Source organism: Rhodanobacter thiooxydans, from assembly GCF_021545845.1.
Classification (GTDB): Bacteria; Pseudomonadota; Gammaproteobacteria; order Xanthomonadales; family Rhodanobacteraceae; genus Rhodanobacter.
The window spans coordinates 2,969,387-2,995,683 of the sequence record NZ_CP088923.1; the positions used below are offsets into that span (position 1 = coordinate 2,969,387).

28 protein-coding genes, 1 tRNA gene and 1 pseudogene are annotated in these 26,297 nt (G+C 68.5%); 12 read left to right on the plus strand and 18 right to left on the minus strand.

Annotated elements, in window-relative coordinates:
- Positions 1-42: 42 nt before the first annotated feature.
- From LRK53_RS13440 to bamJ, 3 genes and pseudogenes are all read right to left on the minus strand, one after another.
- Positions 43-891: a sulfurtransferase gene (locus LRK53_RS13440; RefSeq protein WP_235642297.1), complete on the minus strand. Its 849-nt coding sequence runs from the start codon at positions 889-891 to the stop codon at positions 43-45.
- A pseudogene (locus tag LRK53_RS13445) lies at positions 888-1,669 on the minus strand (NUDIX hydrolase). The gene LRK53_RS13440 and the pseudogene LRK53_RS13445 overlap by 4 nt, the downstream one beginning before the upstream one ends.
- Before the next feature lie 26 nt (positions 1,670-1,695).
- Positions 1,696-2,430 carry a BamJ family beta-barrel-assembly machinery protein gene (gene bamJ / locus LRK53_RS13450; RefSeq protein WP_051257652.1) on the minus strand — a complete coding sequence of 245 codons (735 nt, stop codon included), beginning with the start codon at positions 2,428-2,430 and terminating at the stop codon, positions 1,696-1,698.
- A gap of 154 nt (positions 2,431-2,584) precedes the next feature.
- Between bamJ and LRK53_RS13455 the strand changes: the two genes are divergently transcribed.
- Complete coding sequence (locus tag LRK53_RS13455) at positions 2,585-3,367, plus strand: enoyl-CoA hydratase/isomerase family protein (protein ID WP_027493908.1); 783 nt, start codon at positions 2,585-2,587, stop codon at positions 3,365-3,367.
- A 40-nt stretch (positions 3,368-3,407) separates the two neighbouring features.
- Here the strand turns inward: LRK53_RS13455 and LRK53_RS13460 are convergent, their stop codons facing one another.
- From LRK53_RS13460 to LRK53_RS13480, 5 genes are all read right to left on the minus strand, one after another.
- The gene (locus tag LRK53_RS13460) at positions 3,408-4,313 is read right to left on the minus strand and encodes a DUF1684 domain-containing protein (RefSeq protein WP_027493909.1); all 906 of its coding nucleotides are present in this window, start codon (positions 4,311-4,313) and stop codon (positions 3,408-3,410) included.
- A gap of 31 nt (positions 4,314-4,344) precedes the next feature.
- Positions 4,345-6,171, minus strand: coding sequence for a DNA mismatch repair endonuclease MutL (gene mutL / locus LRK53_RS13465; protein ID WP_027493910.1), 1,827 nt, complete (start codon positions 6,169-6,171; stop codon positions 4,345-4,347).
- A 49-nt stretch (positions 6,172-6,220) separates the two neighbouring features.
- Positions 6,221-7,732 carry an N-acetylmuramoyl-L-alanine amidase gene (locus tag LRK53_RS13470; protein WP_027493911.1) on the minus strand — a complete coding sequence of 504 codons (1,512 nt, stop codon included), beginning with the start codon at positions 7,730-7,732 and terminating at the stop codon, positions 6,221-6,223.
- Positions 7,733-7,896: 164 nt separating this feature from the next.
- Positions 7,897-8,376, minus strand: coding sequence for a tRNA (adenosine(37)-N6)-threonylcarbamoyltransferase complex ATPase subunit type 1 TsaE (gene tsaE / locus LRK53_RS13475; protein ID WP_235642305.1), 480 nt, complete (start codon positions 8,374-8,376; stop codon positions 7,897-7,899).
- Positions 8,369-9,868, minus strand: coding sequence for a bifunctional ADP-dependent NAD(P)H-hydrate dehydratase/NAD(P)H-hydrate epimerase (locus LRK53_RS13480; protein ID WP_027493913.1), 1,500 nt, complete (start codon positions 9,866-9,868; stop codon positions 8,369-8,371). The genes tsaE and LRK53_RS13480 overlap by 8 nt, the downstream gene beginning before the upstream one ends.
- Positions 9,869-9,883: 15 nt before the next feature.
- On the opposite strand from LRK53_RS13480, the gene queG reads away from it, so the two are divergent.
- Positions 9,884-10,981 carry a tRNA epoxyqueuosine(34) reductase QueG gene (gene queG / locus LRK53_RS13485; RefSeq protein WP_235642307.1) on the plus strand — a complete coding sequence of 366 codons (1,098 nt, stop codon included), beginning with the start codon at positions 9,884-9,886 and terminating at the stop codon, positions 10,979-10,981.
- A gap of 4 nt (positions 10,982-10,985) precedes the next feature.
- On the opposite strand, the gene panD is transcribed toward queG, so the two are convergent.
- The 5 genes from panD to pcnB all read right to left on the minus strand — a co-directional run bounded on the left by panD (position 10,986) and on the right by pcnB (position 15,046).
- Positions 10,986-11,378: an aspartate 1-decarboxylase gene (panD, locus tag LRK53_RS13490; RefSeq protein ID WP_027493914.1), complete on the minus strand. Its 393-nt coding sequence runs from the start codon at positions 11,376-11,378 to the stop codon at positions 10,986-10,988.
- Positions 11,379-11,477: 99 nt separating this feature from the next.
- Positions 11,478-12,323 carry a pantoate--beta-alanine ligase gene (gene panC, locus LRK53_RS13495; RefSeq protein WP_027493915.1) on the minus strand — a complete coding sequence of 282 codons (846 nt, stop codon included), beginning with the start codon at positions 12,321-12,323 and terminating at the stop codon, positions 11,478-11,480.
- A gap of 18 nt (positions 12,324-12,341) precedes the next feature.
- Positions 12,342-13,172, minus strand: a complete 831-nt coding sequence (panB, locus tag LRK53_RS13500; RefSeq protein WP_027493916.1) for a 3-methyl-2-oxobutanoate hydroxymethyltransferase — start codon at positions 13,170-13,172, stop codon at positions 12,342-12,344.
- A gap of 51 nt (positions 13,173-13,223) precedes the next feature.
- Complete coding sequence (folK, locus tag LRK53_RS13505; protein ID WP_235642309.1) at positions 13,224-13,703, minus strand: 2-amino-4-hydroxy-6-hydroxymethyldihydropteridine diphosphokinase; 480 nt, start codon at positions 13,701-13,703, stop codon at positions 13,224-13,226.
- Complete coding sequence (gene pcnB, locus LRK53_RS13510) at positions 13,700-15,046, minus strand: polynucleotide adenylyltransferase PcnB (RefSeq protein ID WP_027493917.1); 1,347 nt, start codon at positions 15,044-15,046, stop codon at positions 13,700-13,702. The genes folK and pcnB overlap by 4 nt, the downstream gene beginning before the upstream one ends.
- 192 nt (positions 15,047-15,238) lie before the next feature.
- Here pcnB and LRK53_RS13515 point away from each other — a divergent pair.
- The 3 genes from LRK53_RS13515 (at position 15,239) to fdxA (ending at position 15,884) form a co-directional block, all read left to right on the plus strand.
- Positions 15,239-15,314: transfer RNA gene (locus LRK53_RS13515), tRNA-Glu, on the plus strand.
- A gap of 19 nt (positions 15,315-15,333) precedes the next feature.
- Positions 15,334-15,564: a hypothetical protein gene (locus tag LRK53_RS13520; protein ID WP_185754710.1), complete on the plus strand. Its 231-nt coding sequence runs from the start codon at positions 15,334-15,336 to the stop codon at positions 15,562-15,564.
- A complete protein-coding gene (gene fdxA, locus LRK53_RS13525; protein WP_027493918.1) occupies positions 15,561-15,884 on the plus strand; it encodes a ferredoxin FdxA in 324 nt (107 codons plus the stop codon). The genes LRK53_RS13520 and fdxA overlap by 4 nt, the downstream gene beginning before the upstream one ends.
- Positions 15,885-15,955: 71 nt before the next feature.
- On the opposite strand, the gene LRK53_RS13530 is transcribed toward fdxA, so the two are convergent.
- A complete protein-coding gene (locus LRK53_RS13530; RefSeq protein ID WP_027493919.1) occupies positions 15,956-16,546 on the minus strand; it encodes a hypothetical protein in 591 nt (196 codons plus the stop codon).
- Positions 16,547-16,579: 33 nt separating this feature from the next.
- The gene (gene dapA, locus LRK53_RS13535; RefSeq protein WP_027493920.1) at positions 16,580-17,476 is read right to left on the minus strand and encodes a 4-hydroxy-tetrahydrodipicolinate synthase; all 897 of its coding nucleotides are present in this window, start codon (positions 17,474-17,476) and stop codon (positions 16,580-16,582) included.
- A gap of 126 nt (positions 17,477-17,602) precedes the next feature.
- Between dapA and LRK53_RS13540 the strand changes: the two genes are divergently transcribed.
- From LRK53_RS13540 to LRK53_RS13560, 5 genes are all read left to right on the plus strand, one after another.
- Positions 17,603-18,178 carry a glycine cleavage system transcriptional repressor gene (locus LRK53_RS13540; RefSeq protein WP_027493921.1) on the plus strand — a complete coding sequence of 192 codons (576 nt, stop codon included), beginning with the start codon at positions 17,603-17,605 and terminating at the stop codon, positions 18,176-18,178.
- Positions 18,179-18,322: 144 nt separating this feature from the next.
- A complete protein-coding gene (locus tag LRK53_RS13545; RefSeq protein ID WP_027493922.1) occupies positions 18,323-18,784 on the plus strand; it encodes a peroxiredoxin in 462 nt (153 codons plus the stop codon).
- 64 nt (positions 18,785-18,848) lie between these two features.
- Positions 18,849-20,231, plus strand: a complete 1,383-nt coding sequence (locus tag LRK53_RS13550) for a PhoH family protein (RefSeq protein ID WP_027493923.1) — start codon at positions 18,849-18,851, stop codon at positions 20,229-20,231.
- A gap of 255 nt (positions 20,232-20,486) precedes the next feature.
- The gene (locus LRK53_RS13555; protein WP_027493924.1) at positions 20,487-21,440 is read left to right on the plus strand and encodes an aspartyl/asparaginyl beta-hydroxylase domain-containing protein; all 954 of its coding nucleotides are present in this window, start codon (positions 20,487-20,489) and stop codon (positions 21,438-21,440) included.
- A gap of 56 nt (positions 21,441-21,496) precedes the next feature.
- On the plus strand, positions 21,497-21,784 hold the full coding sequence (locus LRK53_RS13560) for a sigma factor (protein ID WP_027493925.1): 288 nt from the start codon (positions 21,497-21,499) through the stop codon (positions 21,782-21,784).
- 75 nt (positions 21,785-21,859) lie between these two features.
- Here LRK53_RS13560 and LRK53_RS13565 read toward each other — a convergent pair whose 3' ends face one another.
- From LRK53_RS13565 to grxC, 3 genes are all read right to left on the minus strand, one after another.
- Positions 21,860-22,873, minus strand: a complete 1,014-nt coding sequence (locus tag LRK53_RS13565; protein ID WP_027493926.1) for an isocitrate dehydrogenase — start codon at positions 22,871-22,873, stop codon at positions 21,860-21,862.
- 238 nt (positions 22,874-23,111) lie between these two features.
- The gene (locus tag LRK53_RS13570; RefSeq protein WP_027493927.1) at positions 23,112-23,489 is read right to left on the minus strand and encodes a carboxymuconolactone decarboxylase family protein; all 378 of its coding nucleotides are present in this window, start codon (positions 23,487-23,489) and stop codon (positions 23,112-23,114) included.
- Entirely contained in the window at positions 23,486-23,749 is a 264-nt protein-coding gene (grxC, locus tag LRK53_RS13575) for a glutaredoxin 3 (protein ID WP_027493928.1), read from the minus strand. Before grxC ends, LRK53_RS13570 begins: the two co-directional genes overlap by 4 nt.
- A 126-nt stretch (positions 23,750-23,875) precedes the next feature.
- On the opposite strand from grxC, the gene LRK53_RS13580 reads away from it, so the two are divergent.
- Both LRK53_RS13580 and phoB read left to right on the plus strand, forming a co-directional pair.
- Positions 23,876-25,498: a M48 family metalloprotease gene (locus tag LRK53_RS13580; RefSeq protein ID WP_235642319.1), complete on the plus strand. Its 1,623-nt coding sequence runs from the start codon at positions 23,876-23,878 to the stop codon at positions 25,496-25,498.
- Positions 25,499-25,574: 76 nt separating this feature from the next.
- Complete coding sequence (gene phoB, locus LRK53_RS13585; protein ID WP_008439518.1) at positions 25,575-26,264, plus strand: phosphate regulon transcriptional regulator PhoB; 690 nt, start codon at positions 25,575-25,577, stop codon at positions 26,262-26,264.
- Positions 26,265-26,297: the final 33 nt, after the last annotated feature.

Below are 26,297 nucleotides of genomic sequence, written 5' to 3' on the forward strand. Positions count from 1 at the left end.
GACCGAAGGAAGTCCCTTGTGGAAAGGTCGCGCTCCTGCCTGTCAGCCTTCCGCCACCGGCCGCGACGGGTCGCTGACCCAGCCGCTCCAAGAGGGTGCGTACAGCCGCGAGCCGGTGAGGCCAGCGTGTTCCATCGCCAGCAGGTTGTAGCAGGCGGTGACACCGGAGCCGCACATGTGCACGACCTGCGCGGGCGGCGTGTCGCCCAGTACCGCGGCGAATTCCTCGCGCAGCTGCGCCGGGGTCTTGAAGTGGCCGTCGGCAAGCAGATTGTCCATGTAGGGCCGGTTGCGTGCACCCGGCACGTGGCCGGCGGCGCGGTCCAGCGGCTCGAGGTCGCCGCGGTAGCGCGCGGCGGCGCGGGCGTCGATCAGCAGCGGCGCGGGCGCGGCATGCAGGGCGGCGTGATCGACGATCACCTGTCGCGCATCGTAGGTCAGCGTCACCTCGGTCGACGCGCGTGGCTGAACGGCCGTTTCCAGCGGTTGCCCGGCCGCCTGCCAAGCCGCAAAGCCGCCATCGAGCACGGCCGCTGCACGTACGCCGGCCAACCGCAACAGCCACCACAGGCGGGCGGCCGCCAGCGCGCCCGGCCCGGCGTCGTAGCACACCACCTGCAGCCCCGGCGTCCAGCCCCAGCGGCCGAGCACGGCGCCGAACGCCGCCGACGACGGCAGCGGATGCCGGCCCAGCCCCTCGGGCACACGCGACATGTCGGACAGGTCGCGTTCCAGATCGGCGAACACGGCGCCGGGAATGTGCCCGGCGAGGTACTGGCGTTCGCCCTGCGTGCGGTCGGCCAGGTCGACGCGGCAATCGACGACCAGCACCTCGTTTGCCGGCAACGCGGCCAGCGCGGCGACGTCGATCAGGGTGGTCTTCAGTGTCATGTCCGTCCCATCCTCTCGAGCAGGTTGTACAGCATCGCGGCGGTGGCGCCCCAGATGCGGTGGCCACCGTGGACGAATTCCACCATCGGCCGCGAGTGGCCGCGGAAATCCATCGTATAGCGACGCAGGTTCGCCGGCTCCAGCAGGAACGCCAGCGGCACCTCGAACACCTCGGCCACCTCGTCCGGCGCCGGATACAGCCGGGCTTCGGCGGCGATCCGCGCCACCACCGGCGTGATGCAGTAGCCGCTGATCGTCTCGAAGCGGTCGAGATAGCCCAGCGGCGTCACCAGCGCGCGATCGAGACCGATCTCTTCCTCGCTCTCGCGCAACGCGGTGGCCAGCGCGTCGCCGTCGCAGGGGTCGCTGCGCCCGCCGGGAAACGCCACCTGGCCGGCGTGCGCCTGCAGGTGGTCGGTACGCACGGTGAGCACCAGCCGCGGCTGCACGCCTTCGCGAAAACCCACCAGCACCGCAGCCGGCAGGCGCAGGCTGCTGCCGAGCAGCTCGGTCATGTCGGCGTGGTTCCACCCCGGCCCGGTCGGCGGCGCCGACAAGGGCCGCAGGGCGGCCACCAGTTCGTCGATCATGGCGACGGTCGCAGCGGCAGCACGTCGCGCATCAGGCGCAGCCGTTCGGCGTCGCTCATGCCCCGCCAGCGCCCGATTTCCTCGCCGGTGCGGCGACAGCCGACGCAGTAACCGTGCGCATCCAGGCGACAGATGCCGATGCAGGGCGTCAAGGGAGAGATGGCGGCAGAATCGGCGGCGTTCGACATGCCCCGCCATGCTACCACCGAGGCAGCTACGGCTGGCCGGAATCAGGCTTGATCGCGAGCAGTTCGATCTCGAACACCAATGCCTCGTTCGGGCCGATCCGCGGCAGCGCGCCGGTTTCGCCGTACGCCAGTTGCGGCGGGATCACCACCTTCCAGCGATCGCCCACGTGCATGCGCGGGATCACGTCCTGCCAGCCGCGGATCACCTTGTCGACGGTGAAGCTGACCGGCGCGCCGTGCGCCCAGGTGCTGTCGAATTCGGTACCGTCCACCAGCATGCCGCGGTAGTTCACGGTGACCGTGCTGGTTACCGTGGGGCTGACCGTGCCGCTGCCCGCGCTGAGCACCGCGTACTGGATGCCCGACGGCAGCTGCACGACGCCGGGGCGCTGCCTGTTCTGCGCCATGTACTGCACGCTCTTGCGCGCGTTGGCGGCGGCGACCCGCTTGAACTCGCCCAGCGCATCGGCATGCATCTGCTGGTCGAGCCGCTGCAGCTGCTGGTGCATGTCTTGCAGCGACACGCTGGGACGGCGCTTGGCGTAGGCATCCTGGATCGCCTGCACCAGCACCGGGATCTCCACGTCGGGCTTGCCGTCGGCGAACTGGCTGCCGATCTGGTAGCCGATCGCGTACGACAGCTTGGCCTTGTCCGGCTTGGTCGCCAGCGACGACGCGGCACTCTGCGCATGGGCCGCACCGCCCAGCAACAGCGCTGCGCCGAGCAACCCGCAATGCAGATGTGTGATGCCTTTCTCCACCGGGCCTTTCCCTATCGGACAGTCGATCCTGATGAATCATCCTAAGCGGTTCGCGCGATTCGTGCAGCGACGGCGCTCGTGGCTTGAGAAACCCTGCGGCGGCAAAGGTTCCCGCTGCTACCATCGCGGACCTGCACCCATCAGGAGCCGATCCATGGCCTATCGCAATCTGGAAATCAGCAACCGCGGCGCCGTCCGCACCATCGTGGTCAACCGACCAGACAAGCTCAACGCGCTGAACCGCGACACGCTCAACGAGCTGAGCCTGGTGTTCGCGCAAGCCGCGCAGGACGACGCGGTGCGCGTGGTGGTGCTGACCGGCGCCGGCGAGAAGGCGTTTGTCGCCGGTGCCGACATCGCCGAGATGAGCGGTTATACGCCGGTGCAGGCGCGAGGCTTCTCGCGCGCCGGGCAGCGCCTGATGGCGTCGATCGAGCGGCTCGGCAAGCCGGTGATCGCGCGCATCCAGGGCTTCGCACTGGGTGGCGGCATGGAGCTGGCGATGGCCTGCCACCTGCGCGTGGCCAGCGAGAAGGCGAAGCTCGGCCAGCCGGAGATCAACCTCGGCCTGATCCCCGGCTTCGGCGGCACCCAGCGCCTGCTGCGCCTGGCCGGCCGCGGCGCCGCGCTGGAGCTGTGCCTGACCGGCGCGCCGATCGGTGCGCAGCGTGCGTACGAGCTGGGCATCGTCAATCGCGTGGTGGCGCCCGAGGCGCTGGACGAAACCGTGAACACGCTGGCCGACCAGCTCGCCGCCGCCGCGCCGCTGGCTGCCGCCGGCATCCTCGATGCTGTGCTGCAAGGTGGCGAGAACGCCATCGACCAGGGCCTGGAATTCGAGACACAGGGTTTCGCGCTGGTGTTCTCCACCGCGGACATGCGTGAAGGCACCGGCGCGTTCCTGGAAAAGCGCAAGGCGGTGTTCAAAGGCGCCTGACCGCTTCCGGCAATCGGGGAACGGCGCCCGCCGCCGACGGTCAATGCGCGCCGGCGTACTTCTTCTCGCCGGCGGTCACGCGCAGGTCCAGCCGGTTTTCCGGCGGCGCCAGCGGACAGGTGGCGAACGACGTGAACGCGCACGGCGGGTTGTAGGCCTTGTTGAAATCCAGCACGACCTTGCCGTCCTGCGGCGGGTCGATGTACAGGAAGCGCGCGGCACCATAGGTTTCCTTGCCGCTGGTGCGATCGGCGAACACGATGAAGTACTGCGCGGCACCCGCTTCCTCGATCACCGGCAGGATCTCGAAATGCTTGCCGTCGCGGCTGAACTCGAGCTTGCCCGGCACCGGGTACCTGTCGATGGTGCCGATGACCGTGCCCATCTCCAGTGTTTCGCCGGGCGGCGCCGGCACCCAGGTCGCCTCGATCCGCCACGACGGGTCGATCGCAAACGCGTCGACGCCAGCGAAGTGCTTGCGCGACGGTGCTTCCGTATCTTTCACCCGCAGCCCCTTGCGGCCGTCGCGGTCGATTACGTAGAAGCTCGCGCTGCCGAATGCCACCCGCGTCGGGGCGGCGTCGCCGGCAACGTGCGCGTCGTCCACCAGCGGCGCTTCGGCAACGGCCTTGCCGTCGATCGTGGCCCCGCTGTGCTGGTCCAGCGCGATGCGCATGCTGCCATCGCGCTCCAGCGTGACCACGCCCAGATGCGCGGGTCCGACGCCCAGCACGATGTCGTTGCCGGCGGCGCTGCCGACGCGGTTCGCGCCCTGCTTCAGCCATTCCAGCCCGACCAGGCTCAGCCAGCCGTCCGGCGCGGTCAGCCGCGCGACGCGACCGGCCTGCCACTGCTCGATGCTGTGCTTGTAACTGTCGATGTCGGTGGCTTGCACGGTGGTGACTCCCAGGATGGCGGCGGCAACAAACAGACTGGTACGTATCATCAACATCTCCCCCCAGAAACTTTTTGACGCGTCAACGGCCGCGCATGAACAATTTGTCGAGTTCGGCCAGGCCCAGCTGGACCCAGGTCGGACGTCCATGATTGCATTGTCCGGAGCGTTCGGTCGCCTCCATCTCGCGCAGCAGCGCGTTCATCTCCGGAAGCGTCAGGCGGCGTCCTGCACGCACCGAGCCATGGCAGGCCATGGTGGAGAGCAGTTCGTTCTCCAGTTCCTGCAGACGGCGCGAGCTGCCGTGCTGAGCCAGTTCGGATAGCACGTCGCGGCTGAGCTGGGCCACGTCGGCGCCTTCCAGCAGCGCGGGGATACGTCGCACCACGATCGTCGCCGGGCCGCTGCGCGACAACTCAAGGCCCCACTCGGCCAAGGCTTCGGCATGCTCCTCGGCGGCCGCCGCTTCCTTCGCGCTGACCGCGATCGACAGCGGCACCAGCAGCAGCTGCGAGCGCAAGTTGCTGCAGGCGCGGCCGGACTTCAGCTTCTCGTAGGTGATCCGCTCGTGCGCCGCGTGCATGTCGACCAGCACCAGGCCTTGCGCATTTTCGGCCAGCACATAGATGTTCTTCAGCTGCGCGATGGCATAGCCCAGCGGCGGCGATTCGGCGTCGTCGGCTGCCGGCATCGGCACGCCCGCCGCCGCGCGCGGCGACTCACCCAGCAGCGCGGCGTAGTCGGCCAGCGGCGCATCGCGCACGCCCAGCGCCAGCCGGCTCTGCCCGGCGCGGCCGAGCCATGCCGACGACGCGGCGACGACCGGCGTGGCGGGCGGCGCCGAGGCACTGGTGGCAGCCAGGCGCAGATGGCCGTCCTCCGCCTGCGCGGACGACGCCACCTGCCCCGCGCGCGTCTGCGCCAGCACCTCGTGCAGGGTGCGAAACAGAAAATCGTGCACCAGCCGCTGCTCGCGGAAGCGCACCTCGTGCTTGGCCGGGTGCACGTTCACGTCGACCCCCGCCGGATCGAGTTCCAGGTACAGCACGAAGGCGGCGTAGCGGCCGTGGAACAGCACGTCGGCGTAGGCCTGGCGCACCGCGTGGGCGACGATGCGGTCGCGCACCAGCCGGCCGTTGACGTAGAAATACTGCGCATCGGCCTGCGCCCGCGACGCGGTGGGCAGGCCGACCCAGCCGGACAGGTGCAGGCCCGCCGCGGCGTGGTCGATGCGCAGGCTCTGCGCGGGGAAATCCTCGCCCAGCACCTCGGCCACCCGCTGCAACTGCGCCTGCTCATCGCGCGCCGCCTTCCAGATGCGCACCGGCTTGCCGTTGTGGCTGAGCCGGAATTCCACCGTGCTTCGCGCCAGCGCCAGCGATTTCAGCAGGTCGTCGATGTGCGCGAACTCGGTGCGCTCGGCGCGCATGAACTTCTTGCGCGCCGGCACGTTGTAGAACAGGTCGCGCACCTCGACGCTGGTGCCCTGCGGATGCTGCGCCGGGCGCGCCGTCTGCAGCCTGCCGCCGTCCACCTCGATGCGGAACGCGGCGTCCTGGCCGCGTGCACGCGAGGTCAATGCAAAGCGCGCCACCGACGACACCGAAGCCAATGCCTCGCCGCGGAAGCCCATGCTGGCGACGTGTTCCAGGTCGTCGAAGCTGCCGATCTTGCTGGTCGCATGCGAGGCGACCGCCAGCGGCAGTTCGTCGGCATGGATGCCGTCGCCGTCGTCGCGCACGCGGATCAGCCGCGCGCCGCCGGCCTCGATCTCCACCTCGACGCGCGCGGCGCCGGCGTCGAGGCTGTTCTCGACCAGCTCCTTGACCACCGAGGACGGGCGCTCGATCACCTCGCCGGCGGCGATCTGGTTGATGAGCTCGGGGGGAAGCGGGCGGATGACGGTCATCCGCGAACTTTAGCAGCGAACGTCCGCCAGGCCGCCGACGGCGCCGGGATCAGCCGGCGGGAATGGTCAGCGTGGTGCCGGCGCGGACCGTGTTGCTGTTGATCTGGTTCGCGTTTTTCAGCGCGCCTACGCTCACGCCATACTGCTTGGCGATGCTGCTCAGGCTCTCGCCGCGCCCGACCTTGTGCACGTCGTGCGCAGCCGCCTGCGCGCGAGGCGCAGACCGATCGGCCGACGCCACCGCCTCGCCGTCGCCGGACCCGGCAGCGGACGCCAGCTGCACGCCATTGCGGCGCGCCGCCTCGGCCGCGAACCAGGTGCCGGGCGGCGGCGTGGATTCGAAATAATTCCGCACGCCGCCCATCACCGCTTCGGCCAGCCGCTTCTGGTGTGTCGGGTCGCGCAGCTTGCGCTCCTCGGCCGGATTGCTGATGAACGCGGTCTCGACCAGGATCGACGGCACGTCGGGCGAGCGCAGCACCACGAAGTTCGCGCGCTCGACATAGCCGCGGTGGGGCGGCCCGAGCTGGGACAACGCCTTCAGCACGTTGCCGGCGACCACGTCGCTGGCCTGCATCGCCCAGCCCTGCTGCATGTCCAGCAGCACCTTGGCCAGGCTGTCATCCTTGTCATCCAGCGTGGTGCCGCCGATCAGGTCGGCGCGGTTCTCGCGGTCGGCCAGCCAGCGCGCCGCCTCGCTGGTTTTGCCGCGCGGCGACAGCACCCACACCGACGAGCCCCTGGCGTCGTCGCGGGTGAAGGCATCGGCATGGATCGACACGAACAGGTCCGCATTGTGCTCGCGGGCGATCCGGTAACGCTGCGCCAGCGGGATGAAGAAGTCGCTGCTGCGGGTCAGTACCGCCTTCATGCCGGGCTGGCGATTGATCTGCGCCGCCAGTTCGCGCGCCACCGCCAGGGTGACGTTCTTCTCCAGCGTGCCGCCGGGGCCGTGCGAACCGGGGTCCTTGCCGCCGTGGCCGGCGTCGATCGCCACCACCACCTGGCGCTGGCCGTTGAGCAGGGCCGCCGCATGCTCGGCCGCGACCCGGCGGCTGTGCGTGGGGTTGCTGTACTGCGATGGCGCGGGCGCCGCGATGACCTTCGCCGGAGCGGCCTTGGGCGTGGCCGCGGGCGCGCTGGCCACACCAGTATCGGTACCCTCGCGGGCGGGATACAGGTCCAGCACCAGGCGGTAGTTCGAACCGCTGGCCGGCTTCAGCTCGAAGGTTTTCAGCCGGCTGGCCGGAGCAACCCTGGCGGTCAGCTGCAGGTTGTCGCCGATACGGGTATGGCTCATGCCTCGGTACAGACCCTGCGCGGCCGGATCGGAAAACCCGTGAGCTACCCGGCTTTCGCTCAGGTCGACCACGACCTGGCCGTCCTTCTGGCTGATCGTGTAATGCAGCGGGCCGGTGGCATCCAGCACCACGCGGGTGTATTCGGGGCCGGCCCAGACCCGCGCAGCCTTCAGATCCGCCGCCTGGGCCGCGCACAGCGGCGCGGCCGCCAGGATCGCGGCGGCGACGAATCCACCCAGCTTGTTCAGGTTGGCCCGCATGGGCCGCATTGAAACGCAGCCAGGCGCCGAATGCAAGATAGTTTTCCCTTGAATATCCATGACCTGCAGACCTTTCATCAGGTCGTATCAAGTTATGGACCGCAAACCGCGCCCGCCGGACAGCTGCTCGCCACAATCGCCAAGCCAGCAATTCTCAAAGGAAATCAGTACTTGGCCAGCCGCGCCAGCCACCGTTTGCCGCGTGCGGTCAGCGCACGCAGCGACGCGTGGCGACCTTGGCCGGCGTAGCCCAGGCGCACTTCGAGGTCCGCCGCCGGCAGGGCGCCGGCGCCACGTTCGGGCCACTCCACCAGCACCAGCGCGCTCGGCTCGGCCAACGCATCGAGGCCCAGCCACTCCAGCTCGCCGGGGCCGGCGATCCGGTACAGGTCCAGGTGCCAGGCCGGGCGGTCCCGCGTCGCATAACCCTCGATCAGGCTGTAGGTGGGGCTCTTGACCCGCTCGCCTACCCCCAGCGCGGTCAGCAGCGCGCGCGCGAAGCTGGTCTTGCCGGCGCCCAGTGGGCCGTGCAGGTACACCACCATGCCCTCCTCCAGCACGCCGGCCAGACGCGCAGCCAGCGATGCCGTGGCCGCCTCGTCCGGCAACGCGCAGGCCAGGTCGGTATCGGTTGGCTCAATCATGCTCACGCTCATAGCCCGTCATGCCGTTGCCGAGTGCCCGCAGATGAGCCAGCAGGTCGCTGGCCAGCAAGCCGCGCTCGCCCTGCTGCGCGGCGCGATCGCCGGCCCGCGCATGCAGGCCCGTGCCAAGGCAGGCGGCCTGCCATGCGCTGCAACCCTGCGCCAGCAGGCCCGCCACGATGCCGGTGAGCAGGTCGCCCATGCCGCCCGAGGCCATGCCCGGGTTGCCCCACGGACAGACGTCCAGACGTCCATCCGAATCGGCGATCAGGCTGCCGGCGCCCTTCAGCACGACGACCGCATCGTGACGCCGCGCCAGTTCGCGCGCGGCGGCGAAACGGTCCCGCTCCACGCTGGCGGCGGCCACCCCGAGCAGTCGCGCCGCCTCGCCGGGATGCGGCGTCAGCACCGTCGGTGCGCCGAAGCGGCGCGGCTCGCGCGCAAGCAGGTTCAGCCCATCGGCATCGAGCACCAGCGGTTTGCCCGCATCCAGCGCGGTGAGCCACAGCGCATGGCCCCAGGCGGCCTGCCCCAGGCCCGGCCCCAGCGCCAGCACGCTGGCCCGTTCGAGCAGCGGCAGCAGCGCCTGTGGCCCGTCGACGCCGTGCGCCATCAGCTCCGGCCGTGCGGCGTTCAGTGCCGACACATGTCCGGCCCGGGTCGCCACGCTGACCAGGCCGGCGCCGGCACGCAGCGCCGACTCGCCGGCCAGGCGCACCGCGCCGGCCATGCCGTGCTCGCCGCCGATCACCAGCACGTGGCCGTAGTTGCCCTTGTTCGCGTAGCGGGCACGCGGCGGCAAGGCCTCGGCGACCAGCAGCTGCGCATCGGGCAGCGCATCGACGTACACGCTATCCGGCACGCCCAGGGTGGCCAGCTCGAGCGCACCGGCCTGGTCGGCCGCACGCCCGGTATGCAGCCCGCGCTTGCCGGCGATGAAGGTCACCGTGACGTCCGCGCGAATCGCCGCGCCGGGACAGTTGCCGGTATCCGCATCGAGCCCGCTGGGCACGTCCAGCGCCAGCACCGGGTGGCCGCTGTCGTTGATCGCCTCGATCAGCCGCGCCGCTGCCAGTTCCGGCGCGCGATTGAGGCCGATGCCGTACAGCGCATCGACGTGCAGCTCGGCGTCGGGCAACTCGCTGTGCACATCCCACAACCGCACTCGCCCGCCAGCCGACTCCCACGCCGCACGCGCCGCCGCAGCGTCGCCGTGCGAAGCGGCCGTCAACGTCACCAGCTCGACCCGCAACCCGGCCTCGCGCGCCAGCACGCCGAGCAGGAAACCGTCGCCGCCGTTGTTGCCGGGGCCGCAGTGGATGCAGATGTGCTGCAGTTGCGGCCAATGCCGGCGCAGGCTGTTCAGCGCGGTGCTGGCCGCACGGCGCATCAGCCCGTGGCCGGAAATGCCCAGCGCCGCCAGCGCCGCGCGCTCCATCACGCGCAACTGTTCGACGGTATGCAGATTGCGGCTGTACGGGTGGGCGGGCATGCGCGGATTATAGGCATGCACCGCCTCTACAATAGGCGGATGCCCGACCCTGCTTCATCCGCCTCACCCGACTACGCCACGCTCGCCCGCGACATCAAGCGCTGGGCGATCGAGCTGGGCTTTGCCGATGCCGCCATCAGTGACATCGACCTCGGCGAAGACGAACAGCATCTGCAGCGCTGGCTCGACGGCGGCCATCACGGCGAGATGGAATACATGGCCCGCCACGGCACCAGACGCACCCGCCCGGCCGAGCTGGAACCAGGCACGCAGCGCGTGATCTCGGTACGCATGGACTACATCCCACCCGGTACCGCGAACGCCTGGGACGTGCTGGACGATGCCGAGGCCGGCTACGTGTCGCGCTACGCGCTGGGGCGCGACTACCACAAGCTGATGCGCGGCCGCCTGCAGAAGCTGGCCGAGCGCATCCACGGCGTGGTCGGCGACTTCGGCTATCGCGCCTACGTCGATTCCGCGCCGGTGCTGGAGAAGGCGCTGGCGCGCAACGCGGGGCTGGGCTGGATCGGCAAGCACACCGTGCTGATCAACCGCCATGCCGGCTCGTACTTCTTCCTCGGCGAGCTGTACACCGACCTGCCGCTGCCGCTGGACGAACCGGCCAGCGCGCACTGCGGCACGTGCACGCGCTGCATCGAGGTGTGCCCGACCCAGGCGATCACCGGGCCATACCAGCTCGACGCCAAACGCTGCATCTCGTACCTCACGATCGAGCTGAAGGGCAGCATTCCCGAAGAGCTGCGCACGCCGATGGGCAACCGCATCTTCGGTTGCGACGACTGCCAGCTGGTCTGCCCGTGGAACAAGTTCGCGCAGGTCGCCACCGAGCCGGACTTCGCGCCGCGGCACAGCCTGGACGGCGCGAAGCTGGTCGAGTTGTTCGCGTGGAGCGAGGGCGAATTCCTCAAGCGCACCGAAGGCATGGCGATCCGCCGCACCGGCTACGAAGGCTGGCTGCGCAACATCGCGGTGGCGCTGGGCAACGCGCCGAAGTCGGCTGCGGCGATCGAGGCGCTCGAAGCCCGCGCCGATCACTCGTCGGCGATCGTGCGCGAGCACGTGGCGTGGGCGCTGGCGAAGCAGCGCGGCTGAACGATCAGGCGGCGGCCATCTGCTTCGGGATCGATCGATTGGTGTGGCTGATGCGGTTGCCTTCGCCGGCGGCGATGTACACGCAGGTCGGCTGGAACGTCTCCAGCTCCGCCTCGCTCAACTGGGCAAAGGCGGCGATGATCATGATGTCGCCAACCTGGGCGCTGCGCGCAGCGCTGCCGTTGACCGAGATGATGCCCGAGCCTTCCTCGGCGCGCAGCGCGTAGGTGACGAAGCGCTGGCCGCTGTTGACGTTCCAGGCGTGGATCTGCTCGTACTCGCGGATGCCCGCGGCATCCAGCAGCAGACCGTCGATCGCGATCGAGCCTTCGTAGTCCAGCTCGGCGTGGGTCACCGTGGCGCGGTGGATCTTGGCCTTGAACATGTTCAGGTGCATGACGTTCTTTCCCGCAGGGACAGCCTGCAAAGTCGGCGATTATCGAACCGATGGCGCTGCGCCGCAACATCGGCGCCGCGGACCCGATATGCGGCCGACTCAGTCGAAGCGCAAGTTATCGATCAGCCGGGTGTTGCCTAGGCGGGCCGCGACCAGCGCCAGCAGCCCTTCGCGCTCGCCCTCCGCCGGTTCGGCCAGATCCTCGGCACGGCGGATCACCACGTAGTCGGGAACGAAGCCGGCACGCTCGAGGCGTGCGGCGGCGGTCTGCTCGATCGCCTGCCACGGATGGCCCTGCGCCAGCAGCTCGCGCATCTTCTGCAGGGTGTCGTGGAGCAGCGGCGCACGTGCGCGCTCCTGGGGGGCCAGGTACTGGTTGCGCGAGCTCAGCGCCAGCCCGTCGTCGGTGCGCAGGATCGGCGCGGCCACCACCTTCACCGGCAGCCCCAGGTCGCGCACCATCCGCTCGACCACCTTCAGCTGCTGGAAATCCTTCTGCCCGAACACCGCCACGTCCGGCTGCACCAGGTTGAACAGCTTGCACACCACGGTGGCCATGCCGTCGAAGTGCCCGGGGCGGTACGCGCCCTCCAGCGTGTCGGTGATCTGCGGCACGCGCACGCTGACGCTGTGTGCGGGGCCGAACGGATACATCGTGGCCACGTCCGGCGCAAACAGCAGGTCGCAGCCCTGCTCGGCCAACGAAGCCTGATCCTGCACCAGGGTGCGCGGGTAGCGGTCGTAATCCTCGTTCGGGCCGAACTGGGTGGGGTTGACGAACACGCTGGCCACCACCCGCTCGGCGCGCGCGCGCGCCAGCTTGATCAGCGACTGGTGGCCCGCATGCAGGTTGCCCATGGTCGGCACGAAGCCCACCGTCTGACCCTGCGCGCGCCAGCCACGGATCGCGGCACGCAGTGCCGGGACGTCTTGTACGGTCTGCATGGGGCAGGCTCGCTCAGGTCAGTTGAAGCAATGCTCGGGGGCCGGGAAGGCGCCGCTGCGCACGTCCTCGGCGTAGGCGGCGATCGCCGCGCCGACCGAACCGCGCCCGGCCAGGAAATCCTTGCTGAACTTCGGCCGCTTGCCTGGGGTGATGCCGAGCAGGTCGTGGATCACCAGCACCTGGCCGTCGCAGTGCGGGCCGGCGCCGATGCCGATCACCGGGATCTTCAGCGCCGCGGTCACCCGCTGGCCCAGCTCGACCGGCACGCCTTCCATCACCAGCAGGTCGGCCCCGGCCGCCTGCACCGCCAGCGCCTCGGCCAGCACGCGGTCGGCGGCCGCCTGTTCGCGGCCCTGGATCCTGAAACCGCCGAACTTGTGCACCGACTGCGGGGTAAGCCCGAGATGCGCGCAAACCGGGATCGCGCGCGCGGTGAGCGCCGCAATCGCTTCCAGCACGTGCGGCGCGGCACCTTCGATCTTCACCATCGCAGCGCCGGCCTCGCCGACCAGTCGTGCGCCGGCTTCCAGCGCATGCGCCAGGTCGCGGTCGGCCATGAACGGCAGGTCGGCCACCAGCATCGTCGCCGACAGCCCGCGCGCCACCGCGGCGGTGTGGTAGACCATGTGCTCCAGCGTCACCGGCAGCGTGCTGGCATGTCCCTGGATCACCATGCCGAGCGAATCGCCGACCAGGGCGATGTCGATGCCGGCGGCCTCCAGCTGCCAGGCGAAACTGGCGTCGTAGGCGGTGAGCATCACGATGCGCCGTCCTTGCGCCTTCATCGCAAGCAGGCCCGGCACGGTCACCGGCTTGCGGTCGGGGACACTGGCGTTCTGCACGTACACGGCAATTCCTGGAGTGGGGGCGTCGATTATCCGGCGTGCCACCGTGCCGGCTCAAGCCACGCGTTCACAACCGGTCGGATCGAGGCGGGCAAGCAGTTCCGCCACCGTGGCCTGGCCCGACGGCTGCAGCGTGGGCGCAATATCGCGCAAGGGCAACAGCACGAACACCCGTTCAGCCATGCGCGGATGCGGCAGGGTCAGCCGCGGGTCGTCGAGCCGCACGCCGTCGACGTGCAGCAGGTCCAGATCCAGCGTGCGCGGCCCGTTGCGCCCGGCGCGCACGCGGCCGGCGCGCTGCTCGATCGCCAGCAGGGCCTCCAGCAGATCGTGCGGCGACAGCGCGGTATCCAGTTCCACCGCGGCGTTGACGAAGGGCGGCTGCTCCAGCACGCCCCACGGCGGCGTACGGTACAGCTGCGAACGCTGCAGCAGGCGGGTGCCGGGCAGCTTCGCCAGCGCGTCCATGGCGTCGAGCAACTGTTGCCGCGGGTTGCCGAGGTTGCTGCCCAGCGCGACGTAGGCCAGGGTCACACGGAACCCGACCTGTCGGCCGACCGGCGCCGCCGGCGTCGCGGGCGCGGCGGCCGGCCGACCACCGGTGCCACCACGAGATCGCCGCCGCCGGCTGGCAGCGCGGCGGCCAGCACGTCCGGCGGCAGTTGCTGTGCATGCGCCCACCACTGGCCCAGCTCGCGCATCGCCGGCGACTCATCGCCGCGCAGCAGCAGGAAATCGAACGCGGCGCGAAAGCGCGGGTGCGCCAGCAGGCGGAACACCCGCTTGCGCTGGACCTGCTCGAAGCGCGGCTGCAGCGACCAGATCTCCTCCATGGTGAAGGTGAACCGGCGCGGGATCGCCACCCGCTGGCACTGTTCGCCGACCACCTGCGCCGCGGCGCGCGACCAGGCCTCATTGCCTTCGACGCCGCGGTCGATCAGCTGGTGCGCCACGTCGCGCACCTCGCCCCACAGCAGCACCGCGAACAGGAACGCCGGGGTCACCGACTTGCCCTCGGCGATCCGCGCGTCGGTGTTCGCCAGGCCGTGCTCGACCAGCGCACGCAGCGCCTCGTCGCCGCGCCGCAGCGCGCGCGCGGTGGCCGGGAACAGGAATTTCAGCAGGCCGCACTGCTCCAGCACGCGGAAGCTCTTCAGCCCGTGCCCGGTCAGGAACATCTTCAGCGACTCGTCGAACAGCCGCGCCGGTGCGGCGTCAGCCAGCAGCGGCCCCAGCGTCTCGAACGGTGCCGCCGCCGCGGCGTCGATGCGCATGCCGAGCTTGGCCGCCAGCCGCGCCGCGCGCAGCATGCGCACCGGGTCCTCGTGGTAGCGGGTGTCGGGGTCTCCGATCAGGCGCAGCACGCGATCTTCGAGATCCTGCATGCCGCCGACGTAATCACGCACCGAGAAGTCGCTGATGTCGTAGTACATCGCGTTGACGCGGAAGTCGCGGCGCAGCGCGTCCTCCTCGATCGTGCCCCAGATGTTGTCGCGCACGATGCGACCGTCGACGATGTGGCGGTCGCCCTCGCCGCCTTCCTCGCCGGTGCCGCGGAAGGTGGCCACCTCGATGATCTCCGGGCCAAACACCACGTGCGCCAGCCGGAAGCGGCGGCCGATCAGGCGGCAGTTGCGGAACAGCTTCTTCACCTCGTCCGGCGTGGCGTCGGTGGCCACGTCGAAGTCCTTCGGCCGCAGCCCCAGCAGCAGGTCGCGCACCGCGCCGCCGACCAGGTAGGCGGCAAAGCCGGCCTCGTTGAGGCGGTACAGCACGCGCAACGCCGCCTTGCTGATGTTCTTGCGCGAGATGATGTGCTGGTCGCGCGGAATGATCCGCAGCGTCGGCGTGGCGTCGATCCTCGATTCGAGATTCAAGCGGTCGGAATCCTTGCGGGGCGAAACTGCCCTTGGGTGGCAATATATCGCGGCGTGCAACACCGCGAACCGTCCCGCTGAGGGCGCGGGACATCTGCGCCGGCGGGCCTGTCCCGGACCGGGCAAGCCGATGGCTGCCAAGCATTGCCGGGCGAAACAATTCCGCTATACTAGCGCGCTTCGGAAGTCAGCGCTCCCTTCGTCTAGTGGCCAAGGACACCGCCCTCTCAAGGCGGGAACACGAGTTCGAACCTCGTAGGGAGCGCCAGTTGTTTGCGCGATCATCCATGATCGCCTTTATCGGGAAGGATGATCTCTACGACCCGAGACATCAGGTCATCGGTCGGATCAAAAGCGGCCATCCTTGGCCGCACTCTTCATCGCCTGTGCGATCATCCATGATCGCCGTGGTCGGTGAGGTGGCTACCAGCCGACACCTCTCCTGCGTCTGGCGCGGATCAGAAGCGGCCATCCATGGCCGCAGTCCTCATGAGAGAGAAGAGCAGGCCAATTCATGACTTTTGTTGTCATCGACAACTGCATCAAGTGCAAGTACACCGACTGCGTCGAGGTCTGCCCGGTCGATGCCTTCCATGAAGGCCCCAATTTCCTGGCAATCGACCCCGACGAGTGCATCGACTGCACGCTGTGCGAACCGGAATGCCCGATCAATGCGATCTATCCGGAAGACGACGTGCCGGTCGGCCAGGAGGAATTCGTGGCGCTGAATGCCGAGCTGGCCAAGAGCTGGCCGGTGATCACCGAACGCAAGGATGCCCTGCCCGACGCCAAGGACTGGGAAGGCAGGCCGGACAAGCTCAAGCTGCTGCAGCGCTGAAACCCGTCCGTCCATCCCAAAAAGAACGCCGCCCGGGGGCGGCGTTCTTTTTGGGGCTTGTGCCCTGGCGATCAGCCGCCCAGGCGCGATTTCAACGCGTCGATCACCTTGCCCACGGCCGTGGCGTTGCCTTCGGCACGTACTTCGCTCGACGCCGTGCCGCCGTCGTTGATGCTGATCTGCACCTGGTGCGAGTTGGCACCCGGCGCGGCCGCGGAATCGCCCTTGTCGCGCCCGAACAGGCGACCGAAGAAGCCCTTCTTCTTCGGCTGTACCATGGAGTCGGAAACATTCAGCGTGTAACTGTGCGTGGCATCGTCGTGACCGGCCAGCTCGCCCAGGCTGCCGCTCTCCAGCACCTGGCCGACCCGACGGTAGGCATTGTCGACGCTGTCGGCCAGCACGAAGCCGTCGCTGATCTGGCCACCGGCCGAACTGACCCGCGCAGTGGCGCCGTTGGCGGTCGGCAGGTTCGCGCCCGGCGACGGGATCACCAGCGCTTCGCTGGTCGACGGCCGGTCGAGGCTCGGCGGGATCTCCAGTGGAGCTTCCTGCACGGCCTTGTCCCACGCCTTGTGCGAGCGGAACACGCCGCAACCGGAAAGCAGCAGGCCAGCGAGGGCGACGGCCGGCAGGGCCATGAGGAGCGAGGTTTTCTTCATATAAGCGGATTCCGTGAGTAAGTCGGGCAACCGTCAACCGGCCACAGTCGCCAAGGATGCCAGAGTGGACAGCGCTTGGTGCAATCGGGCGCGATCCGGACCGTCGTTCAATTCCACCAGCGGCAACCTCGGCTGCGCCAGGCCCAGTCCCAGCACAGGCAGGCCGGCCTTGACCGCAATCGGGTTGGGCGCGCAATTGAGCGCCTGCAGCAGCGGCTCCAGCGCGCCATGGCAGCGCGCCGTCGCTACCCGGTCGCCGGCGACGGCGGCATCGCACAAGGCGCGGAACGCCTGCGGCACCAGGTTGGCCACCACCGAGATGGTGCCGGCCGCACCGGCCAGCATCGCCTCGCCGGCACTGTCGTCGTCGCCGGACAGGTAGACGAAATCCTCGCGCACAAGTTCCGCCAGCGCCAGGATCCGCTCGCGATCGCCGCGCGCCTCCTTGACGCCGACGATCGCCGGGTGCTCGCGCAGCACGGCGACGGTCGCCGGCAGCAGGTCGCAGCCGGTGCGGGTCGGCACGTTGTACAGCAGCACCGGCAGGCCGCCGTGCTCGGCCACTTCCAGGAAATGCCGGCGCAGGCCTTCCTGGGTCGGTCGCACGTAATAGGGCGTCACCACCAGCGCCGCGTCAGCACCAAGCGCCTGCGCGCGGCGGGTCAGCGCCACCGTCTTGGCGGTGCCGGCCTCCCCGGTGCCGGCGATCACCGGCACCCGCCCGGCCACGCGCTGGAGCGCGAACGCCAGCAGGCGGTCGAACTCGTCGGGCTCCAGCATGTGCGACTCGCCAGTGGAACCGGCCACCACCAGCGCCTCGGTGCCGCCGGCAAGCTGGTAATCAATCAGCCGGCCGAACGCATCCAGGTCGAGTGCACCATCGGCCGCGAACGGAGTGGCCAGTGCGCAGATGCTTCCGCGAATGTTCAAGACACGATTCCGCTACAAGGCAAGCTGGCCATGTTACTTGCCGCCTCGCGAGGCGGGCAAGTAAGCTCGACCGGAGTAGTCTCATGGCCCCGCACCGCGCGGGCTGACGTCCACAGGCAGACTTCCTTGAAACCTTCACCCGGCCCCTCCCCCGCCGCCACGCGCTCGGGCAACGACAACCAGTTGCTGATCCACGCGCTCACCGCGACCAACAGGTCGCCGCTGCTGGCGCTGGCCCGGCGCATTGCGGATGCCGGCTGCAACCTGTCCGAGTCGCGCGTGTCCACCATCGGCACGGAAGTCTCGCTGATGCTGCTGGCCACCGGTGCGTGGGACGCGCTGGCCAAGCTGGAAACTGCGCTGGCCAAGCTGAGCCGCGACGAGAGCATGCACCTGGTGCATTACCGCACCGGCCCGCGCCAGAACAGCTCGCACCTGCTGCCCTACCTGGTGGAGGTGGTGGCCGCGGACCGCCCCGGCATCGTGGCGCGCATCGTGGATTTCTTCAGCCAGCACGGTATCAGCGTGGAACAGCTGAACTCCACTCGCTACCAGGCCATGCAGACCGGGGCGGAGATGTTCCAGGCCCAGTTCACCATCGGCATCCCGGCGGAGATCCACATCGCCGCGCTGCGCGACGACTTCCTGGAACTGTGCGACGGCCTGAACCTGGACGCGATCATGGATCCGGTGAAGTTCTAGGAGCGGCGACGGCAAAAACATGCCATCGGGGTTCCTAGGATGCCTCCTGCGCGACAGGGCTGACAAGGCTGTCTCCGTCACGGTCATCGCGCTAGTCTCTGCCACGCACACAGGCGAAACCCCCGTCGGGTTTCCGGAGAGACCATGCCAGACATCGGAAAGAAGGCTCCTGCCCTCAGCGGCTCCACCGGCGACGACAGCGTCCTGAAGCTCGCCGATCTCAAAGGCCAGTGGGTGGTGCTGTACTTCTACCCCAAGGACTCCACCCCGGGCTGCACCAGTGAGGCGAAGGATTTCCGCGACCTCTATCCCGCCTTCCGCAAGCGCCATGCGCAGATCGTCGGCGTCTCGCGCGATTCGCCGAAGTCGCACGCCAACTTCGCCGCAAAGCAGGAACTGCCGTTCCCGCTGGTATCCGACGCCGACGAAACCTGGTGCCGCGCATTCGACGTGATCCACGAGAAGGTGCTGTACGGCAAGCGCCACCTGGGCATCGTGCGCAGCACCTTCCTGATCGACCCCGACGGCAAGCTGGCGCGCGAGTGGCGCGGCGTGAAGGTGCCGGGCCACGCCCAGGTCGTGCTCGACGCCATCCCCGCCCGTTGACCGCGTCACCCTCCATGACGGCTGCCCGCAAGCTCCCTCCACCCACCAGCGAGGACACTTCCGCATGACCGGAAGCAAGCGCATCTACGCTCTCGACACCAACGTCCTGCTGCATGACCCGACCTCGCTGTTCCGCTTCGAGGAACACGACGTCTTCATCCCGATGACCGTGCTGGAGGAACTGGACGAAAAGAAAAAAGGCGCCTCGGAAGTCTCGCGCAACGGCCGCCAGGCCAGCCGCTTCCTCAACGAGCTGATCGAGCGCGGCAAGCAGCACGACCTCGCCGACGGTCTGGAACTGAGCAACCCGCAGGGCGTCAAGCTCAAGCGCGGCACCTCGGTCGGCCGGCTGTACTTCCAGCACCGCACCAGCAGCAACGGCCACGCCAAGGCGGACAACCAGATCCTGGCGGCGGTGATCGAGCTGCGCGACCAGAGCCCGGGCCGCGACGTCATCCTGGTCACCAAGGACATCAACCTGCGGATCAAGGCCAGCATCAACGGGCTGGTCGCCGAGGATTACGAAAACGATCGCGCACTGGACGATTTCTCCCTGCTCTACACCGGCTCGACCGCGTTGCCGGAGGATTTCTGGGAGCTGCATCCGGAGGTGCGCTCGTGGACCGAGCGCGGCCGCACGTTCTACGAGGTGAAGCGGCGCGACGAGGAAACCTGGTACCCGAACGAATGCCTGTACCTGCCCGGCGAGAACGCTATCGAGCTGCGCGTGCTGCACCTGGACGAGGCCAGCGCCACGCTGGTGCTGCTGGACGACCACTCGCACGCCAACCACCACGTGTGGGGCATCGGCGCGCGCAACCGCGAGCAGAACTTCGCGCTCAACGCGCTGATGGATCCGGACATCGACTTCATCACCCTGCTCGGCAACGCCGGCACCGGCAAGACCCTGCTGGCGCTGGCTGCCGGACTGGCCCAGGTGATGGACCAGCAGCGCTACCGCGAGATCATCATGACCCGCGCCACCGTTTCGGTGGGCGAAGACATCGGCTTCCTGCCCGGTACCGAGGAAGAGAAGATGACACCGTGGATGGGCGCGCTCACCGACAACCTCGAAGTGCTGGCCAACCCCGAAGACGGCGGCAGCTGGGGCCGCCAGGCCACCAACGACCTGCTCGCCTCGCGCATCAAGATCCGCTCGCTCAATTTCATGCGCGGGCGCACCTTCCTCAGCCGCTACCTGATCATCGACGAGGCACAGAACCTCACCCCGAAGCAGATGAAGACGCTGATCACCCGCGCCGGCCCGGGCACCAAGATCGTCTGCCTCGGCAACGTCGAGCAGATCGACACGCCCTACCTCACCGAGACCACCTCCGGCCTCACCTACGCGGTGGACCGCTTCAAGAACTGGGAGCATTCGGCGCACGTCACCTTGCGTCGCGGCGAGCGTTCGCGGTTGGCGGATTTCGCGGCGGAGGCGCTGTAGGGCCGGGAATCGGGAATCGGGAATCGGGGAAAGCGTAAAGCCCCCAGTTCGTCATTCCCGCGAAAGCGGAATCCATGTGGCTGTTTCGCAAGACCAAAGTGGATTCCCGCTTTCGCGGGAATGACGTCGCTGTTTTTTCGTTGGCGCAGGCGATCTTCGCGCCGCAGGGATGAAAGGGATCGTGCGCGGTCGAAGCCCGGGCACCGCATCCGGGTAGAATGCAGCTCTCGATAGCCTTCCGCCGCGCGCCTCGCCATGGTCCTCACTCCCCGCCTGATCCTGCTGGTCCTGTTCGCTCTGTTCGTGCTGTGCGTGCTGCTGGTGCACCTGCGCGGCCGCGTGCGGCTGCGTTTCGACCGCCAACTGGTCGACCACTCGGCGGTGTTCGCGCCGTACAACCTGCTGATGTACGCGTTCTCGGCGGTGCCGGCCAAGCCGATTCTCGATCGCCGCGGCTTTCCCGAGCTGGACCTGCTGCAGGCGAACTGGCAGACCATCCGCGATGAGGCGTTGCAGCTGACCGAAGCCGGTCACATCCGCGGCACCACGAAGAACGACGACGCCAGCTTCAACAGCTTCATCAAGCAGGGCTGGAAGCGCTTCTACCTGAAGTGGTACGGCGAGCCGCTGGCCTCGGCCGAGGCGCTGTGTCCGAAGACGGTGGAGCTGCTCAATGCCATTCCCGGCATCAAGGCGGCGATGTTCGCCACGCTGGCGCCGAACAGCAAACTCAACCCGCATCGCGACCCGTTCGCCGGTTCGCTGCGCTACCACCTGGGCCTGATCACGCCGAACTCGCGCGACTGCCGCATCCTCGTCGACGGCGAGGAACACGCCTGGGGCGACGGCAAGGACGTGGTGTTCGACGAGACCTACGTGCACTGGGTGGAGAACAAGACCGACCAGACCCGGGTGATCCTGTTCGCCGACGTGGAGCGCCCGCTGCGCACGTCCTGGATGAGCGCGATCAACCACCGCGTGGGCGCGTTCATGGGCAAGATCACCGCCTCGCCCAACAGCGACGCCGGCACCGAGAAGACCGGCTTCGTCAACCGCCTGTACGCATGGAGCCAGCGCAAGGGCGCCATGCACCATTGGAAGGCGGCGTTCAAGCGGCGGCACCGGAAGCTGTACAAGGCCGGCAAGTACGCCGGCATCCTGCTGCTGATGTGGCTGGTTTTCCTGGCGCCCTGGCCGCTGTTTCGCTGAGCCTTCACGTTTCACGATGGCGGTGCGTCCTGGCCGCCCCCCCCCCGGAGCGCCCCATGGACCCGCAAACCGCCCCGTTCCAGCAACACCGCCAGCGCCCGTCCGGCCTGGCCTACCGCATGCTCGGCGCGCCCGGCGACGCCGGGGACGTGCTGCACGACGCCTGGCTGCGCTGGCATGCGCAGGATGTCCAGGCACTGGACGACCCGGAGGCGTGGCTGGTCACCGTGACCACGCGCATCGCGCCAGGCGGTGATCGTGATCAACAGCTGGAACCGCGTCGCCATCCCGTCGCGCGCGGAGCCGGGCAGCTATCAACCGGCGAAGCACCGACGCGCGGATAGCAGCGACTTTGGCTGAGCCTCAAAGAAAAAGCCGCGGCATGCCCGCGGCTTTTTCTTGTGCAGCGGCGGTGCGGCTCAGGCCGCCAGGCGCTTCACGATCGCGTCGGCGAAGCTGCTCGTGCTGCCCTTGCCGCCGATATCCGGCGTCACGCTGTCGCGATCGTTCGTCATGGTGTCGCGGATCGCCTGGCGCAGGCGGTCGCCCTTGGCCACCATGTCCAGGTGGTCGAGCATGTCGGCCGCCGCCAGCAGCAGCGCGCACGGGTTGGCGATGCCCTTGCCCGCGATATCCGGCGCCGAGCCGTGCACCGCCTCGAAGATCGCCGCGCCCTCGCCGATGTTGTCGCCCGGCGCCAGGCCGAGGCCGCCGACCAGGCCGGCGCACAGGTCCGAGAGGATGTCGCCGAACAGGTTGGTGGTGACGATCACGTCGAACTGGTACGGGTTCATCACCAGCTGCATGCAGGTGTTGTCCACGATCATCTCGTTGAACTCGATCTGCGGGTATTCCCTGGCGATCTCGCGCGCCACGTTGAGGAACAGGCCCGAGCTGGTCTTCAGGATGTTCGCCTTGTGCACCGCGGTGACCTTCTTGCGACCCTTCTTCACCGCCAGCTCGAACGCGTAGCGCACGATGCGGCTGCTGCCCTTGCGGGTGTTGCGCGCGACCGACTCGGCGACTTCGCCGTCCACGGACAAGGTCTGCCCCTCGGAGCGGTAGGCGCCCTCGGTGTTCTCACGCACGGTGATGATGTCGATGTTCTCGTAGCGCGACTTGGTGCCCGGGAAGCTCACCGCCGGGCGCACGTTCGCGTACAGATCGAAGTGCCGGCGCAGGGTCACGTTGACCGAGGTGAAGCCGCCGCCGATCGGCGTGGTCAGCGGGCCCTTCAGCGCCACCTTGTGCTCGGCGATCTTGTCCAGCGTGGCCTTGGGCAGCAGGTCGCCGTGCTTCTCCAGCGCGACCATGCCGGCGTCGGCCAAGTCATAGGAAAGGCCGCAGTCCAGCGCGTCGAGCACGCGCAGCGTGGCGGTCATGATCTCCGGGCCGATGCCGTCGCCGGGGATCACCGCGATGGTCTTGTTCATGGGGGGGGGGAACTCCTTGGGGACTGATCGCGTGCACGCACGGAACGGCGCACATCAAGACCGCCCATTATCGCCGATGAAACCCTTGACGGACAGCCGGCACCGCACACGAACCGTTGCAAATCCTCGCACGGAGCATCGCGTAAACTCGCATGCCAGGATCCGTAGGAGCCCGCTCGCGGGCGATGCTTTGAAGGCCGGATCCAAAAAGCAAAAGTTATCGCCTGCGAGCGGGCACCTACGCGTGGTCGGCGCACTCAGGGGCGGCAGACTCGCCGGCTTCCAGCCTGTCCAGAAAGTCCACCGCGCGGCGCAGGTGGGGGATCACGATCGAGCCGCCCACCACCAGGCCCACGCTGAACACCTCGAAGAACTCGTCGCGCTGCACGCCGGCGTCCTTGCACTGGGCCACGTGGTAGCTGATGCAGTCGTCGCAGCGCAACACCAGCGAGGCGACCAGCCCCAGCATCTCTTTGGTCTTCACGTCCAGCGCGCCGGCCTTGTAGGTCTGCGTATCCAGTGCGAAGAAGCGCCGCACGACCTGGTTGTCCTCGGCCAGGATGCGCTCGTTCATGCGCTGGCGGAACGCGGTGAACTCGGTGAGGCGGTCGCTCATGCGGCCTGCCCCAGCAGTTCGCCCAGCCGGCCGCTGCGGTCGGCGGCGACCAGGTCGTCGTAGCCACCCACGTGCTGATCGTTGATGAAGATCTGCGGCACCGTGCGGCGGCCGCCGCTGCGCGCCAGCATGGCATCGCGCTGTGCCTGATCGACGTCGACGCGCACCTCGGTCCACTCCAGCCCCTTGGACTTGAGCAGGTTCTTGGCCGCTACGCAGTACGGGCATACCGCGGTGGAATAAACCTCGATCTTCGACATCACGACACTCCGCTGAATGGGGAAAGGCCAACAGAACATGGGGCCGCGCCGCTGCCGGCTCAAGCGGCCGGGCCATGCTGAACCAATATGGCGAACCACGGTCTCAATGCTATTGTCACTCACCTGATGAGCATGGCACCACGACTACTTGCACCGCGCCTGCTGACGGCGCTGATCACTGCCGGGCTGGCCTGCGCCGCCAGCGCCCAGCAGGATGTGCGCCTGCCCGATCTTGGCAGTTCGGCAAACGCGCTGATCTCGCCGCAGGAAGCGCAGGACTACGGCGCTTCCATGCTGCGGCAGATGCGCGCGCTGGACATGGTGGTGGACGACCCGCTGCTGGACGACTACATCAACGACCTCGGCTACCGGCTGGTCGCCAGCAGCGAAAAGCCGAAGGAGCATTTCTCGTTCTTCATCGTCAAGGACCCGGAAATCAATGCGTTCGCCGCCCCCGGCGGCTACATCGCGGTGAATGCCGGGCTGATGACGATCACCCGCGACGAGAGCGAGCTGGCCGGCGTGGTCGCGCACGAAATCGGCCACATCACCCAGAACCACCTGCAGCGTGCATTCGAGGATTCGAAGAAGGACGCGCCGCTGATGGCTCTGGTGCTGCTCGGCGCGATCGCTGCCGGCGCCGGCAGCAAGAGCGGCGACGCACCGATGGCGGTGCTGGCCGGCGGTCAGGGCCTGATCGCGCAGAAGTCGATCAACTTCACCCGCAAGGACGAGATCGAGGCGGACCGCGTCGGCATCCAGACGCTGGCCAAGGCCGGTTTCGACCCGAACGCGATGGCCGACTTCTTCCAGCGCATGCAGGACGTCATGAGCGCCGGTGCCGGCGGCGAAGACGTGCCGGCCCTGCTGCAGACCCACCCGGTGTCCACGATGCGCATCAGCGATGCGAAGTCGCGCGCCGGCGCGCTGGCCGCAGCGCAGAAGCTGCGCCCCGCCGCCACCGTCATGGACAAGCTGCAGTGGGAGAAAAGCACCGCACCGATCGCCTTCGTGAAGGACCCCGCCTCGCTGTTCCAGCCCTCCGCGCCCGGCCACCTGGACAGTTACGCCCTGATGCGCGAGCGCGTGCGCGTGCTGGCCGGCGATGCGACCAAGCTAGCCAGCTACTACGGCGCCAACCTGCAGACCCGGCCGGACTTCGACATGCCGGCAAACCGCTACGGCTACGCGCTGGCACTCACCCGCAGCGGCCGCGGCGCGGTGGCGGTCGAGCAGTTGCAGCCGCTGCTGCAGGCCCACCCCGAGAACCTGATCCTCCGGCTGGCGCTGGCCGATGCCCGCCTGCAGGCCGGCCAGCGCGCCGCGGCGCTGGCGGCGTATGCCGGGCTCAACACCCAGTCCCCGCGCAATCGCGCCATCGCGCTCGCCTACGCCAAGGCGCTCACCACCGGCGGCGACCAGCAGCAGGCCCGCCTCGCCGCCGACCTGCTGCGCCCGCTGCTGGACAATGCCAGCGAGCCGGAGATCTACAGCACCTACGCCCGCGCCAGCGACAAGGCCGGCGACAGCGTGCGCGCCGGCGAGGCCTTCGCCGATGCCAGCTACTACTCCGGCCGGTCGTACGACGCGATGGAGCAACTCAAGCGGCTGCTCAAGCGCGACGACCTGGACTACTACGCACGCGTGCGCATCCAGGCGCGCATCGTCGAGCTGACCCCACTGGTGCTGGAACTGCACAAGCGCAAGATCAAGACCGCGGACAGTCCGGGCGACAGTTCCCCGCAATGAATGCGTGCCGCATGTCATCGACACGTAACATGGATCGGCTGCAATATGTCCGTCACAAGCCAAGGCGGACCACGGCGTGCACAAACGCATCCTGATCGTTGAAGACGAAACCTCGATCCGCGAAATGATCGCCTTCGCCTTGCGCAAGGCCGGCATGGACGCGATCCAGGCAGCCGATGCCCGCGCCGCCCAGCTGGCGCTGGCCGAGCAGGTGCCCGACCTGATCCTGCTCGACTGGATGCTGCCGGGCACGAGCGGGCTCGAAATGGCCCGGCGCCTGCGCAAGGAAGAGCTCAGCCGCGAGATCCCGATCATCATGCTCACCGCCCGCGGCGAGGAAATGGATCGCGTCAACGGCCTCGAAGCCGGTGTCGACGACTATGTGGTGAAACCTTTCTCCACCCGCGAACTGGTCGCCCGGATCAAGGCCGTGCTGCGGCGCAGCCAGGGTGACGACGGCTCCGGTGTGGTCGAGCTGGGCGGCCTGCGCATCGACGGCCCGGCGCACCGGGTGTTCGCCGGCGACGAGCCGGTGTCGATCGGCCCCACCGAGTACCGTCTGCTGTATTTTTTCATGACCCACCCCGAGCGCGTCTATTCGCGCACGCAGCTGCTCGACCACGTCTGGGGCGGCAGCGTGTACGTGGAGGAGCGCACCGTGGACGTGCACATCCGCCGCCTGCGCAAGACGCTGGAGCCGTGGAAGCTGGACGAGCTGGTGCAGACCGTGCGCGGTACCGGCTACCGCTTCTCGACCAGCACCTGAGCCGGCGGCAAGCTTGCGGCGTGCATCGCTTTT

What these genes read in the sequence shown, in the direction of transcription:
- LRK53_RS13550 (WP_027493923.1), top strand. Translation starts at nt 18,849, where the DNA reads ATGACCGGAAGCAAGCGCATCTACGCTCTCGACACCAACGTCCTGCTG.
- queG (WP_235642307.1), top strand. Translation starts at nt 9,884, where the DNA reads ATGCACCGCCTCTACAATAGGCGGATGCCCGACCCTGCTTCATCCGCC.
- mutL (WP_027493910.1), bottom strand. Translation starts at nt 6,171, where the DNA reads ATGACCGTCATCCGCCCGCTTCCCCCCGAGCTCATCAACCAGATCGCC.
- LRK53_RS13560 (WP_027493925.1), top strand. Translation starts at nt 21,497, where the DNA reads ATGGACCCGCAAACCGCCCCGTTCCAGCAACACCGCCAGCGCCCGTCC.
- panD (WP_027493914.1), bottom strand. Translation starts at nt 11,378, where the DNA reads ATGCACCTGAACATGTTCAAGGCCAAGATCCACCGCGCCACGGTGACC.
- panC (WP_027493915.1), bottom strand. Translation starts at nt 12,323, where the DNA reads ATGCAGACCGTACAAGACGTCCCGGCACTGCGTGCCGCGATCCGTGGC.
- LRK53_RS13530 (WP_027493919.1), bottom strand. Translation starts at nt 16,546, where the DNA reads ATGAAGAAAACCTCGCTCCTCATGGCCCTGCCGGCCGTCGCCCTCGCT.
- LRK53_RS13440 (WP_235642297.1), bottom strand. Translation starts at nt 891, where the DNA reads ATGACACTGAAGACCACCCTGATCGACGTCGCCGCGCTGGCCGCGTTG.
- LRK53_RS13565 (WP_027493926.1), bottom strand. Translation starts at nt 22,873, where the DNA reads ATGAACAAGACCATCGCGGTGATCCCCGGCGACGGCATCGGCCCGGAG.
- LRK53_RS13555 (WP_027493924.1), top strand. Translation starts at nt 20,487, where the DNA reads ATGGTCCTCACTCCCCGCCTGATCCTGCTGGTCCTGTTCGCTCTGTTC.
- LRK53_RS13545 (WP_027493922.1), top strand. Translation starts at nt 18,323, where the DNA reads ATGCCAGACATCGGAAAGAAGGCTCCTGCCCTCAGCGGCTCCACCGGC.
- fdxA (WP_027493918.1), top strand. Translation starts at nt 15,561, where the DNA reads ATGACTTTTGTTGTCATCGACAACTGCATCAAGTGCAAGTACACCGAC.
- LRK53_RS13570 (WP_027493927.1), bottom strand. Translation starts at nt 23,489, where the DNA reads ATGAGCGACCGCCTCACCGAGTTCACCGCGTTCCGCCAGCGCATGAAC.
- LRK53_RS13580 (WP_235642319.1), top strand. Translation starts at nt 23,876, where the DNA reads ATGAGCATGGCACCACGACTACTTGCACCGCGCCTGCTGACGGCGCTG.
- tsaE (WP_235642305.1), bottom strand. Translation starts at nt 8,376, where the DNA reads ATGATTGAGCCAACCGATACCGACCTGGCCTGCGCGTTGCCGGACGAG.
- LRK53_RS13460 (WP_027493909.1), bottom strand. Translation starts at nt 4,313, where the DNA reads ATGATACGTACCAGTCTGTTTGTTGCCGCCGCCATCCTGGGAGTCACC.
- LRK53_RS13520 (WP_185754710.1), top strand. Translation starts at nt 15,334, where the DNA reads ATGATCGCCTTTATCGGGAAGGATGATCTCTACGACCCGAGACATCAG.
- LRK53_RS13480 (WP_027493913.1), bottom strand. Translation starts at nt 9,868, where the DNA reads ATGCCCGCCCACCCGTACAGCCGCAATCTGCATACCGTCGAACAGTTG.
- grxC (WP_027493928.1), bottom strand. Translation starts at nt 23,749, where the DNA reads ATGTCGAAGATCGAGGTTTATTCCACCGCGGTATGCCCGTACTGCGTA.
- LRK53_RS13470 (WP_027493911.1), bottom strand. Translation starts at nt 7,732, where the DNA reads ATGCGGGCCAACCTGAACAAGCTGGGTGGATTCGTCGCCGCCGCGATC.
- LRK53_RS13455 (WP_027493908.1), top strand. Translation starts at nt 2,585, where the DNA reads ATGGCCTATCGCAATCTGGAAATCAGCAACCGCGGCGCCGTCCGCACC.